Origin of the sequence: Tabrizicola aquatica, assembly GCF_002900975.1 — a bacterium.
GTDB lineage: Bacteria > Pseudomonadota > Alphaproteobacteria > Rhodobacterales > Rhodobacteraceae > Tabrizicola > Tabrizicola aquatica.
On the sequence record NZ_PJON01000001.1, the window covers coordinates 740264 to 752806 of the forward strand.

Sequence of the window (12543 nt, forward strand, 5' to 3'; positions counted from 1 at the left end):
AGCCGCGCCTGTCCCTTCCTTATGCCTGCCAGTGACATAGCGCACTTGAGGCGATGACAATTCCATGGCAGGCAGAACCGAAAGCCGCAAGCCCTGGCTTGCCTGTCGCTTGTCACTTGCCTTGTCAGGAGCCAGCCCATGCTGCCCGCCTCTGCCCCCTTTCCCCTGGCCCGGTTCCGCCGTGTCCGCCGCACCGCCGCGCTGCGCGACCTTACGCAAGAGGTGCGCCTGTCCACCAAGGACCTGATCTGGCCGGTCTTTGTGCGCGACGGCACCAACTTGCGGGAGCCCATCGCCTCGATGCCGGGGGTGGAGCGGTTGTCGGTCGATCTGGTGGTCGAGGCGGCGGCGACGGCGGCCGATCTGGGCATCCCGGCGATCTGCCTTTTCCCCTACACCGATCCGGCGCTCAAGACCGCCGACTGCCGCGAGGCGTGGAACCCCGACAACCTGGCCAACCGCGCGATCCGCGCGATCAAGGCGCAGGTGCCCGACATTGCGGTGATGACTGACGTGGCGCTGGACCCCTACAACGCGCATGGCCATGACGGGCTGGTCGTGGACGGGGTGATCCTGAACGACGAGACGGTTGAGGCGCTGGTCAAGATGGCGCTGGCCCAGGCGGCCTCGGGGGCGGACATTCTTGGCCCCTCGGACATGATGGACGGCCGTATCCTGGCGATGCGGCAGGCGTTGGAAGGCGCAGGCCACAAGGACGTGACGATCCTGTCCTATGCCGCCAAATACGCCAGCGCCTTCTATGGTCCGTTCCGCGATGCGGTGGGGGCGACAGGTGCCTTGAAAGGCGACAAGAAGACCTACCAGATGAACCCCGCCAACCGGGACGAGGCGCTGCGCCTGGTTGCCCGCGATCTGGCCGAGGGCGCGGATATGGTGATGGTAAAGCCGGGGATGCCCTACCTCGATATCTGCACGGCGGTGAAACAGACCTTCGGCGCGCCGACCTTCGCCTACCAGGTCTCGGGCGAATACGCGATGATCAAGGGGGCCGCGCTGAACGGCTGGATCGACGGCGAGAAGGCGATGCTGGAAAGCCTGCTCTGCTTCAAGCGCGCCGGCTGCGACGGCATCCTGACCTATTTCGCCCCCGAGGTCGCGCGCCTGCTGCATGGTCAGTGAATCTGGCCCTGCACCGTCCGGGTCAGCTCGTTCAGGCTGAAGGGCTTCGGCAGAAAGACCGAATTCGGGATTCGCGCCTGATCCTCGCTTAGCGCGTCCTCGGCATAGCCCGAGACAAAGACCACCTTCACGTCCGGCCGCCGCTCCAGCGCCAGCTTGACCCAGGAGGGGCCGTCCATGCCCGGCATCACCACGTCGGTGACAAAGACATCGACCTCCAGCCGCGGGTCCTCCAGCACCTTCAGCGCCTCTTCGGCATTGGCGGCTTCCAGCACGGTATAGCCGCGCAACCGCAGGGCGCGGCCGGCAAAGGCGCGGACCGGGGCCTCGTCCTCGACCAGAAGGATCACGCCCTCGCCCTGACGCGCGGCGGTGCGGCGCGGCTCGGGCTCTGCCTCGATCTCCAGGTCACCGCCATCGCTGACCGGGAAATACAGCGTGAAGGTCGTGCCCGCCCCCACCACCGAATCGACGAAGATGAACCCGCCCGACTGCTTGACGATGCCATATGCGGTCGACAGGCCCAGCCCCGTCCCCTCACCCACCCGCTTGGTGGTGAAGAACGGCTCGAAGATATGCTGGATCTGCTCGGGCGGGATGCCGATGCCGGTGTCGATCACCCGGATCACCGAGTAATCCCCGGCCGGAACCGAGGCGCGGTCGCGCTTCAGGGGTTCAGCCAGAGTGACGGGTTCGGTCTCGATGCGGATGCTGCCGCCGTTCGGCATCGCGTCGCGGGCGTTGACCACCAGGTTGATCAGCACCTGTTCCAGCTGCCGCTTGTCGGCCCGGATCTCGCGCAGGTCCTTGCCCAGGCCCTGACCGCGGTGCGCCAGCGTCAGGCCCACCCGCTCCACCACCAGCCGGTTCAGCAGATGCGTCAGGTCCGCCAGCACGTCCTGGAGGTCCAGCCGCTCGGGCTTCAGCGTCTGCTTGCGCGAGAAGGCCAGCAGTTGCCCCACCAGCGCCGCCGCGCGGTTGGCGTTCTGGCGGATCTGCTCCAGATCGGCAAACTCGGGGTCCTCCTTGCCGTGTCGCAGCAAAAGCAGGTCGCAATGCCCCGAGATCGCGGTCAATAGGTTGTTGAAATCATGCGCGATCCCGCCTGCAAGCTGGCCGATCGCCTGCATCTTCTGGCTTTGGTTGAACTGCGCCTCCAGCTTTTTCAGCCGGGTCGCGTCGTTCAGGACCGCCAGCGCGCCCATGCGGCCACCGTCGACATAACGGCGCAAGGTGACCTCCAGGAACGCCTCCTCGCCGACCCGCCGCGCGCGCAGGACCTCGGACCCGCCGGGATGCCGGCCCGCCACCACATCGGCCAGCCAGTCCGAAACCGGGCGGCCCAGCCCTTCGAAAATGTCGTGGAACATGGCGGCCCGCAACTCGCCCTGCCACATCAGGTCGCGCGCCGCGCGGTTGGCGACCCGCAGAACGCCATCCGGCCCGAACACCATCAACGCGACCGGCACATCCTCCAGATCCGTGCCCCGGCCGGGCGGGCGCTCCACCGGCTCAACCAGGTTCAGGATCGTCGGGGCGTCGCCGAAGCGGTCGATGCGCCAGAAGTAATGCTCGCCCCCGGCCCGATGCACACTGAAGCGCAGCGCCCCGTCGCGCGCCGCGCTGTCGTGGCGCGCGGCCCCCTCCGCGTCGGCCCGTTTCTGCAACCGGAACAGCAGGGCCGAGGGGTCGACCACCCGGTTGCCCAAGACCGCAAGCAGGCTGTGCGCGTCGGGGCCAAAGGCCGTTTCGGCCGCCGCATTGCGGAACAGAAGCCGCCCCTCGGCGTCGGTCATGAAACAGGGGGCCGCATCGTCGGCCATCAGGCTGAAGGCACGCATCCGCTCGGCCCGCGTGTCGGCGTTGCGCTGCCAGATGACCACGCCCAGCACCAGGCTTGCCAGCGTCAGCGCCAGCCCCGTCAGCACCAGCCCGCCGCCATTGCCCTGCGCCGCAATCCCAGCCGCCGCGATCAGTACCAGGCCCGACACCACCAGCACAGCCAGGCTTCCGGCCGTCCACTGGCCCAGCCGTCGCACATCCATCCGCCCCGCCTCCGTCACCGCGCAGATTCCTTCCCGCTCTCGTCGCAAGACAATCGGCGGGAATGGGTTAACCGAAGCTTAACCGCGCTGCGCTTTCGCGTCGAGGTTGTGATGAGCCCCTCAAAGTCGCGCCAGAAGCGCCAGATAAAAGCCGTCGCCCCCCTCCAGCGGGGTGAACCGGCGCTCGGCGTCCAGGCGCCAGCCGGGCGTCCGCGCCAGGAAGGCGGCCGTCTGATCGCCGTTCTCCACCTCCAAGAGCGAGCAGGTGGCATAGGCCAGCCACCCGCCCGGGGCCACCATCGCCGCCGCCCGGTCCAGGATCGCGGCCTGTACGGCCCGCAACTCGCCCAGCCGATCCGGCGTCAGCCGCCACTTCCCCTCGGGGTCGCGCCGCCAGCTGCCGGACCCGGAACAGGGCGCGTCCACCAGCACCAGATCATAGGGTGCCGTCGCCTCGGGCCGCTCGGTCAGCGTGACCTTGGCCCCGGCCCGCTTCGCGCGCTCGGGCAGGTCGGCCATCCGCCGGGGGGCCGCATCATGCGCCCATAGCCGCAGCTTCGCCCGCGCCGCCATCGCCAGCGTCTTGCCGCCGCCGCCCGCGCACTGGTCCAGGACCCGCATCCCGTCGGCCAGCGGCAGCGCCACCACCACCGCCTGGGACGAGGCATCCTGCAACTCGACCAGCCCTTCAAGATAGGCGGCCGAGGTCTGGACCTTCCGCGCGCCTGCGACCACCTCCAGCGCCGTGGGCGCCAAGGCATGCGGCCGGGCCTCGATCCCCTCACCCGCCAGCGCCGCCACTGCCGCCGCCACGTCCCCGCGCGCCAGGTTCACCCGCAGGAACACCGGCGCACGCGCCTGCATCGCCTGCGCCACCGGGGCCAGCCGGTCGCCAAGTGCGCGTTCCATCTCGGGCAGCAGCCAGTCCGGCAGGTCCAGCGCCTCGGCTCCCATGGGCGAACGGCCCGCCTCGTCGGGGCCAGGCGGCTGGGGCGCATGACCCTCGCCGGTGAACAGCGCCTCCTGCCCCCCTGCGCGAAGCAGCCCCAGCACCAGCCCGCGCCCCGTCTCCGACCCACCCAGGGCCGCCGCCGACCGCCGCTGGCGCAAGGCGTCATAGACCAGATCGCGCACCGCCGCCCGGTCGCCCGACCCGGCATAGCGGCTGGCCCGGCCCCAGTTGGTCAGCGCCTTTTCGGCGGCCTCACCGGCCAGCACCCGATCCAGGACCGCGATGGCCGCTGCAGCCCGCGCCGCCGGGGTCATGTGCCTGCCCCAAAGCCGGCGTCAGCGACCAGAGGCCAGCAATACCGCAGGCCCGAATTCCCCGCATTGCGCCAGCTGTCCCGATCCATGTCCATCCCCCGCCCCTTCTGCTGCCCCTGCCTATCGGCGAGGGCCGATCTTGTCGACACGCTACCGCCCCGGCCTCAAGGCGACCCAGCATCGCTTTCCCCTCACTGTTTCGCAAAGGGAACTTGACGCCGGGTCCGACCTGATCACACAGTCGTCCTGCAAATATCTGCATGTCATTTTTCGGAGTTTCCCTCGTGAACAAGACCCTGACCGCCACCCTGCTTTGCGCGCTTGCCGCCACCCCCGCCCTTGCCGGTGGCCCGGTCGTGATCGAGGATGAAACCGAGGTCGTGGCCGAACGGCCCGGAAACTCGATCCTGGTGCCGCTTCTGATCCTGCTGGCCGTGGGCGTGATCGCCAGCAGCGGCGGCGATGATACCGAGGAATGTGTGCCGGTCAGCGTCCCCTCCTGCTGATCGCAGGGCAACAGGCCCCGCGATGTCCGTAATCGACTGGGATGCGGTCTATGCCGACCGCATTCAGCCCTGTCTTGCCGTGACGGGGGGCGGCGTCTCCGCACCGCGCTGGATCTTCGTCTGCGGCCAGCAGGGCAGCGGCAAGTCCACGCTGGTCCGCGCGGTTGAGGCCGAGCTTGGCCCCGACTGCACCCAGCAGATCAGCGGGGATGCGCTGCTGGCCTTGCTCCCCGACCTGCCCAGCCTGGACCGCGACCGGCATCTGACCGCTCTGGCCGAGCGTCTGGTCCAGCACGCAACCCGCCAGCGCGCGCATATCCTGTGGGAGCTTCCGACCCCCGGCGCGATCGAGGGCCTGGCCCTTGTCGCGCGCAGTCTGGGGTATCAGGTGGAATGTCTGATCCTCAGCCTGCCTGCGCTGGACAGCTGGCTTGCCACCCTGCGCCGCAGCCTTGCCACACCAGGCGCGCAGGTCGTGCCCTGGGCCAATGTCCAAAGCACCGCCCGCCGCTGGCCCGCCCTGATCGCCCGGGCCGAGGACGCGGTCCTGTTCGACCGCCTCGCCGTGATTGACCGTCAGGGGCAGACCTGTTTTGCGAACCTGCGCACACCCCAAGGCCGCTGGGCCGAGACCCCGTTCGCCTTCGAATCCCTGGTGATCGAACGCGCCCGCGCGCGTCCAGCCGCCGAAATAGCGTCCCTGTTTGCCGACTGGCAGGGCCTGCGAAGCGACCCCGCCCTCGATGCGTTCTGCAGCTGTCGCGAAGCGGTGGATTCCCTTGTCCAGCGTCTCGCCGCCGATCCCGGCACCAGCTTCGATCTGAACCGGCCCACCGCCAGCCACCCATCCGCCGCAGCCGCCTGGATCGCCCGGTTGCGCGCCGACCTTGACGACATCCTTGCCGGACCCCAGGCGCAGGGCCAGACCACCCTGCCCGCGCGCTGCGACCGCCTGATGGCGCTTGTGCAACAGGTCGCGGGCCTGCCGCCAAGCTGATCAGCCACGTTCCCTGACGGTCAGCCCGAAGGTCAGACCAGCCTCATCCGACCCGGTAGTTCGGGCTTTCCCGCGTGATCTGCACGTCATGGACATGGCTTTCCTTCAGCCCCGCCCCGGTGATCCGCACGAACTGGCACTTGGTCCGCATCTCGGCCACCGTCGCACAGCCCGTATAGCCCATCGCCGCCCGCAGCCCGCCGACCATCTGGTGAATGACCGCCGCCGCCGTGCCCTTGTAGGGCACCTGCCCCTCGATCCCTTCCGGTACCAGCTTGTCGCTTGCCGCATCCTTCTGGAAATACCGGTCGGCCGAGCCGCGCGCCATCGCGCCAAGGCTGCCCATGCCGCGATAGGCCTTGAACGACCGCCCGTTCCACAGGATCACCTCGCCCGGGCTCTCATCCGTCCCCGCAATCGCCGACCCGACCATCGCGCAAGAGGCCCCCGCCGCGATCGCCTTGGCGAAATCGCCGGAATACTTGATCCCGCCATCCGCGATCACCGGCACATCGCCCGCCGCCCGCGCCGAATCCATGATCGCCGTCAACTGCGGCACGCCGACCCCCGCCACAATCCGCGTCGTGCAGATCGACCCCGGCCCGATGCCCACCTTCACCGCATCCGCCCCGGCGCCGATCAGCGCGCGCGTCGCCTCGGCCGTGGCGACGTTGCCCGCCACCACCTGCACCCGGTTCGACAGCTTCTTGATCCGCTCCACCGCGCGGGCCACCCCTTCCGAGTGTCCATGCGCCGTATCGATCACCACCAGGTCCACGCCCGCGTCGATCAGGGCCTGCGACCGCTCGAACCCCGCATCCCCGACGGTCGAGGCCGCAGCCACCCGCAGCCGCCCCATCTCGTCCTTGCAGGCATTGGGGTTCAGCACCGACTTCTCGGTGTCCTTCAGGGTCAGAAGCCCCGTCAACTTGCCCTGCCCGTCCGTCACCAGAAGCTTCTCGATCCGCCGCGCCTTCATCAGGCTGATCGCCTCGGCCCGGTCCACCGGCTCGCGCAGGATCGCCAGGTTCTCCCCGGTCATCATCACCCGCACCGGCGTCTTGTCGTCGCTGGCAAAGCGCATGTCGCGGTTGGTCACGATCCCCAGCACCCGGCCCCTGTCGTCCACCACCGGGAACCCGGTGATCGAATACCGCTCCATCAACACCTTGGCATCGGCCAGCGTCTGGTCCGGCGTCAGCGTGATCGGCTGATAGACCACCCCGCTTTCGAACCGCTTCACCCGCCGCACTTCCCGGGCCTGCGCCTCGGGGTCCAGGTTGCGGTGGATCACCCCGATCCCGCCCGCCTGCGCCATGGCAATCGCCATCCGGCCCTCGGTCACCGTGTCCATCGCGCTGGAGAGCAGCGGAATGTTCATCCGGATCGACTGGGTAACCCAGGTCGACGTATCCGCATCCGACGGCAGAACGCTGGATGCCGCAGGCACCAGAAGCACGTCATCAAAGGTGAGAGCCTCACGAATCTCCATGGGTTTTCCCTCCGGGAGCAAGCCTCGTTTGGCGGTTCCCCTTTTCACGGCCCGCCCGCCGACGCAAGGGAAAATGACGCCCTTGCAGCCGCCGCGCGCCCATGCAGATTACGCCTGAACCAGGGGGGCATCATGCGCGTCGCCATCGTCGAGAATACCCGGATCACCCATCACGGCCAGGTCGGCGTGGCCCTGCACGAGGCCGCGGCCCTGATCGACCTGCACAAACCCTGGTCCGGCCAGCCATTGCCCGCCAGACCCGAGGCCGACGCGCTGATCGTCTTTGGCGGCGAACAATCGGCCCGCGACGACGACAGCCACCCCTACCTGCCCGCACTTGCCGACCTGATGGCCGCCTATGCCGCGGCGGACAAGCCGGTCCTCGGCATCTGCCTCGGCTCCCAGCTTCTCGCCCGCGCCTTCGGGGCGGAAAACCACCTCGGCACCGCGCCCGAATTCGGCTGGGTCGACGTCACACTGACCGACGAGGGCCGCGCCGACCCGGTCCTCGGCACACTTCCCGAAACCTTCCCGATCTTCCAGTGGCACTCCGACACCTTCACCTTGCCCGAAGGTGCAACCCACCTTGCCCACAGCGCCACCGCTCGCCACCAGGCCTTCCGCATCGGCCGCGCCACTTATGGCACCCAGTTCCATTTCGAGGCGAGCCGCCCCGTCGTCCAGGACTGGACCCGCACCTTTCCCGACCTGACCGAACGGATGCACCCCGGCTGGGGCGCGCGCCATCCCGACCTCGCCCGCACCAGGGGGCGCGAGGCCGACGCCCACGGACTGACCCTCGCCCGGGCCTGGGTCAGCCTGCTCGCCTGACCAAACCCTTTCACCTGGCTCCAAATATCCTCCGGGGGTTTGGGGGTGGAAAACCCCCAACGACCGAGCCGTTGCGCGCCCGTCGCGCGCAAAGGCGAGACAAAAGGCTTGCGCGGAACGCGCTCAATTCGAAAACCGCCCCAGCCCTTGCACCTTGGCCCTTACACCCCGGCCCTCACGCCTCGGCCGCGTTGGTCACCGCCGCCAGCTTGCCCCCCGGCCAGCGTTTCAACACCCACCAGGCAATCGCCGGAATGACCCCAAGGCCAACAGCGACCAGCACAAGGCCCGGCCAAAGCCACGCCCCGCCGGCCACCAGCATCGCACTGGCCAGCGCCGCCAGCGGAAAGGTGAAGGCGCCCCACAAGGGCGATGGCCCGGAGGCCGTGACCCAGCGCCCCGCCGCCAGCAGCACCAGCCCATAGGCCGCGCCCAAAGCCAGAAAGACCAGCGCCAGACCCGGCTTGCCCAAAAGCCCCGCGACCAGCGCCAAAAGCGCCGCCGGCGCAAGGTGGATCGCCAGAAACGGACGCAAGGGCGCGGGCGGCACGGCCTTGGCGAACTGCGCCGCACTCAGCCCCCAGATCACCATGGCCACCGGCATGACCGCCCAGAACAGCGCCTCGGCCAACCCGCCCCACCCCAGCGCCAGCGCGGGGCCCGCGCCGACGATAAAGCCCACCAGGCTCAGATGCAGCGTCGGGTTCACGGCCCGCGCTTCGGCCGGAAGGCTGAGAAGCAGCCGCACCAGCAGCCCCGCCAGCATCGCATGGCCGGCCAGCGCCAGCACCAGAAGCACGCTGCCGACCGGCGCGCTATAGCTGGCGACCAGCCCCGCCGTGACCATGCCCCCCATGGTCAGCGTGGCCAGGCCCGACCGCCCCGGCAGGACCCGCAAATCCTCCATCACCACCCCCGGCCGCCGCGCGACCTTGACCCCATAGGCCACCGCCGCAAAGGCCCACAGCGCCACGACCAGTCCCGCCGCCAGGTCTCCCGGCCCCATGTCCCAGCCCATCCGCCCCAGGCCCAGCCGCACGGCCGAGACCAGGCCCAGCAGCCCCAGGATCGAGGGGAATACCGCCGGGGGGGTCCGGGCAAACAGCTTCGGCCGCCGCGGCGGAAACTCGGGCGGCGGATAGCGTTTCGGGCGCGCGTCAAGCGTCATGCGGATGTCCTTGCGATCAAGAGGGCCCGGTGCAGGGCCAAGGTGCGGTCTGTCCCGGTGCGCAACGGTCGTCCTTGATCTGCCGCAAAGGTCTGCGGCGAAGGCCCGCCTTTCCGCCCACCGCCAGCCCCTCGCCAGCCTTCCCGCACGCAGACAAAAGATGTCAAGAAAATCCTAACATCCGCCGCCAACCCTTTGCAATGCAACGCATAAGCCGGATTGTCCACCATGGACACCTTAGCCCCGCAGGACCGGGAACCAGTCCTCGCGCAGCCGCTGGCCCGCCACCATCCCATGCCCCGGAAACGGCGGCGAGGTCGGGCCGGGCCGCTCCACATAGCGGGCATCCTCGCCCACCAGCCGCAGCGAGAAGGCCCGCCGCCGGTTCGCGGTCGTGTTCCCCCGCGCCCCATGCAGGGTGCGGAAGTTGAAGGCCACCGCATCGCCCGGCTCCATCTCCCATTCCCGGATTTCCATGCCCTCCGCCTCGGGGTCCGGGACCGGCATATAGTCGTCCTCGCCGGGATAGAAGTTCGTCTCGGACATCCACCGCGTCGGCAGCACGTCCTTCTTCCACCGGTGCGACCCCGCCACGCAGCGCAGCGCGGCCTCTTTCACCGGGTCCAGCGGCGACCAGAAGCTGACCGTCTGCCTGCCCTCGACAAAGTAATACGGCCCGTCCGTGTGCCAGGGCGTCGGCTTCGTCGTTCCGGGTTCCTTCACCAGAACATGGTCGTGGAACATCTGCACCCGCTCCGACCCCATCAACCGCGCCGCGACCTCGGCCACGCCGGATTGGCGGATCACCGCCCCGAACTCGGGCACCTTCTGCCAGTTGCAGTAGTCGTCGAAGAAATACCCCGGCTCGCCCGGTTTCAGCGTCGCCATCTGGTTGGTCGGGTTCGCCATGTTCCGCGCCACGCCCGCGCGCAGCATCTCGACCCAGTCGGCCCACAGCCCCTTGACCAGCACCACCCCGTCGCGCTGGTAGGCCGCGACCATCTCATCCGTCACCGTGACCATGACTGCCCCTCCACTTTCGCGCACCCTGCCCCGGCGCGGGCGTCAGGGCAAGACCAGGCAAGTTGCGCCCAGCCGGCGCAGGTCCGCTCCGGTGCCCAGCTTGAACCGCGCCAGGCCGGGCGCGGCCTCGGTGTCCACCGACCCAAGGTCCAGCCAGCGCACCCCCTCGGCCCGCAAGCCCTCGGCCGCGCGCATCAGCATCACCCCATGCACCCCCACCGCCCTGGCCGCAGCCGAGGCCCAGCCGAGGTGATAGGTCGCCGAACTTCCGTGGACCACAAAAGCCATCGCCGCCGCCATCGTGCCGCCCTCGCGCCATTCCCACAGCCGCAGCGCATCGGGGTCAAGCGCGCGGGCGAACCCCTCGGGCAATGCCCGATAGCGCCGCGCCCGGCGCTGGGTCGCCTCTTCGCGGATCAGGTGGTCCAGCGTTCGGGCGTCCCCACGCCGCACCCGCACCGACGCCTCCGCCGAGACCAGGCGGTTGCGCCATTTGGCCGTCATGCCTGATCGCAGGTCGCCTTCCAGCCGCCAGACCGCGTGGTGCAGCGGCGTCACCAGCGGCACAAGGCCAAAGCCCGCCACCGGCACTTCGGGCGTCACCACCGTCAGCCCCGGCCAGCGGGCCAGCCGCCGCAGGCCCATCCGGTCCAGCCCCGTCACGCGAGAGATCAGCCGCAGTCGCCCCCGCTCAACCGCCAGCGCCCCGTCCACCATGCGGACCCGCGCGCCAAGGGCGGAAGCGGCGGCCGCATAGACCGGACTTTGCTGAAAGGGCAGAAAGGCGTCCATGGCCAGCATTAACGGCCGGGAAATCTTTCGATGCCCTTAATCGACGGAAAGGAGTCGCAAGGATATCCCGATGAAACGCATCTCGCTTCGCGCCACACCCGCCCCTACCCCAAGGCTGACGCTTTGGGTGCCGGTGATCGTTGCGGGATTGCTCAGCCTGTTCTGGCTGGGGCTGGTCGCCCTGATTCAGCGATAAAGCAGCGACTTGCCGTTGGCGAACAGATGCACCTTCGACGGATCGGCGGTCAGATTCACCGTCTGATAGCGCAGTTCCGGCCGGATACCCGGCAGCTTGGCCACCACGGCGGCCGCATCGCCCTGCTTGCGGAAGTACAGAAGCGTCACCTCCCCCAGGGCCTCGGTGATCTCGACCTCGCCGGAGTGGATCGCCTCGCCGTCGGTCTCGTGAAAGTCCTCGGGCCGCACGCCGATCTTGACCCGCAGGCCCTTGTCGGTGTTCTGCGTCGCGACATGCGACTTGGCCATTCCGCCATTGTCCAGCCGCACCAGCGTTTCCGCGCCGGTGCCCACAACCTCGCCGGTCAGCAGGTTCATCGACGGGCTGCCGATGAACTGGGCGACGAACTCGTTCTCGGGCCGCTCGTACAGTTCCAGCGGACTTCCGACCTGGCTGATCCCACCCCCCGCCAGAACGACGATCCGGGTGGCCAGGGTCATCGCCTCGACCTGGTCGTGGGTCACATAGATCATCGTCGACTGCGGCATCGCCTCTTTCAACTGGGCGATTTCGATCCGCGTCGCCACCCGCAGCGCGGCGTCCAGGTTCGAGAGCGGCTCGTCAAAGAGATAGACCTTCGGGTCGCGCACAATGCTGCGCCCGATCGCCACGCGCTGGCGCTGGCCCCCCGACAGCGCCTTCGGCAGGCGGTCAAGATAGGGGGTCAGTTGCAGGATGCGCGCGGCCTTGTCCACCGCCGCCGAAATCTCGGCCGGGGACTTCTTCGCCAGTTTCAACGCAAAGCTCATGTTGTCGCGCACGGTCATGTGCGGATAGAGCGCATAGCTTTGGAACACCATCGCGATGCCACGCTGTGCCGGAGGCACATCGTTCATCCGCACCCCGTCGATGCTGAAATCACCGCCGGTGATCTTCTCCAGCCCCGCGATCATCCGCAGCAGCGTGGATTTCCCGCAGCCCGATGGCCCCACAAAGACGATCAACTCGCCCGTCTTGATGTCAAGGTTGATGTCCTTCAACACCTTGACCTCGCCATAGGCCTTTTCGACGTTCTTCAAGACCAGATCGGCCATGTGTTCCCTCC

General features: G+C 68.7%; 12 protein-coding genes. 5 read left to right on the forward strand and 7 right to left on the reverse strand.

Translation table 11 applies throughout. The annotated features are described in order from the left end of the window. Window positions 1-138 precede the first annotated feature (138 nt). The gene (gene hemB / locus CXR42_RS03595) at window positions 139-1140 is read left to right on the forward strand and encodes a porphobilinogen synthase (RefSeq protein WP_103256122.1); all 1002 of its coding nucleotides are present in this window, start codon (window positions 139-141) and stop codon (window positions 1138-1140) included. Here hemB and CXR42_RS03600 read toward each other — a convergent pair. Both CXR42_RS03600 and CXR42_RS03605 read right to left on the reverse strand, forming a co-directional pair. Further along, entirely contained in the window at window positions 1134-2981 is a 1848-nt protein-coding gene (locus CXR42_RS03600; RefSeq protein WP_425444849.1) for an ATP-binding protein, read from the reverse strand. The genes hemB and CXR42_RS03600 overlap by 7 nt on opposite strands. Window positions 2982-3305: 324 nt before the next feature. Continuing rightward, a complete protein-coding gene (locus CXR42_RS03605) occupies window positions 3306-4451 on the reverse strand; it encodes an RsmB/NOP family class I SAM-dependent RNA methyltransferase (RefSeq protein WP_103256123.1) in 1146 nt (381 codons plus the stop codon). 284 nt (window positions 4452-4735) lie between these two features. On the opposite strand from CXR42_RS03605, the gene CXR42_RS03610 reads away from it, so the two are divergent. Continuing rightward, on the forward strand, window positions 4736-4957 hold the full coding sequence (locus CXR42_RS03610; protein ID WP_103256124.1) for a hypothetical protein: 222 nt from the start codon (window positions 4736-4738) through the stop codon (window positions 4955-4957). 22 nt (window positions 4958-4979) lie between these two features. Continuing rightward, window positions 4980-5954 carry a zeta toxin family protein gene (locus tag CXR42_RS03615; protein WP_180995957.1) on the forward strand — a complete coding sequence of 325 codons (975 nt, stop codon included), beginning with the start codon at window positions 4980-4982 and terminating at the stop codon, window positions 5952-5954. A gap of 43 nt (window positions 5955-5997) precedes the next feature. Here CXR42_RS03615 and guaB read toward each other — a convergent pair whose 3' ends face one another. Beyond that, window positions 5998-7446, reverse strand: coding sequence for an IMP dehydrogenase (guaB, locus tag CXR42_RS03620; RefSeq protein ID WP_103256126.1), 1449 nt, complete (start codon window positions 7444-7446; stop codon window positions 5998-6000). 132 nt (window positions 7447-7578) lie between these two features. On the opposite strand from guaB, the gene CXR42_RS03625 reads away from it, so the two are divergent. Next, entirely contained in the window at window positions 7579-8277 is a 699-nt protein-coding gene (locus tag CXR42_RS03625; protein ID WP_103256127.1) for a type 1 glutamine amidotransferase, read from the forward strand. Between the two features lie 175 nt (window positions 8278-8452). On the opposite strand, the gene CXR42_RS03630 is transcribed toward CXR42_RS03625, so the two are convergent. From CXR42_RS03630 to CXR42_RS19855, 3 genes are all read right to left on the reverse strand, one after another. Next, window positions 8453-9445, reverse strand: a complete 993-nt coding sequence (locus tag CXR42_RS03630; protein ID WP_103256128.1) for a TDT family transporter — start codon at window positions 9443-9445, stop codon at window positions 8453-8455. A 237-nt stretch (window positions 9446-9682) separates the two neighbouring features. Continuing rightward, window positions 9683-10468, reverse strand: a complete 786-nt coding sequence (locus tag CXR42_RS03635) for a phytanoyl-CoA dioxygenase family protein (protein ID WP_103256129.1) — start codon at window positions 10466-10468, stop codon at window positions 9683-9685. Between the two features lie 42 nt (window positions 10469-10510). Then, entirely contained in the window at window positions 10511-11260 is a 750-nt protein-coding gene (locus CXR42_RS19855; RefSeq protein WP_180995958.1) for a GNAT family N-acetyltransferase, read from the reverse strand. A 70-nt stretch (window positions 11261-11330) separates the two neighbouring features. Between CXR42_RS19855 and CXR42_RS19860 the strand changes: the two genes are divergently transcribed. Next, entirely contained in the window at window positions 11331-11456 is a 126-nt protein-coding gene (locus CXR42_RS19860) for a hypothetical protein (RefSeq protein ID WP_281256699.1), read from the forward strand. On the opposite strand, the gene CXR42_RS03645 is transcribed toward CXR42_RS19860, so the two are convergent. Continuing rightward, window positions 11447-12532 carry an ABC transporter ATP-binding protein gene (locus CXR42_RS03645; protein ID WP_103256131.1) on the reverse strand — a complete coding sequence of 362 codons (1086 nt, stop codon included), beginning with the start codon at window positions 12530-12532 and terminating at the stop codon, window positions 11447-11449. The two genes, CXR42_RS19860 and CXR42_RS03645, sit on opposite strands and share 10 nt — an antisense overlap. Window positions 12533-12543 lie beyond the last annotated feature (11 nt).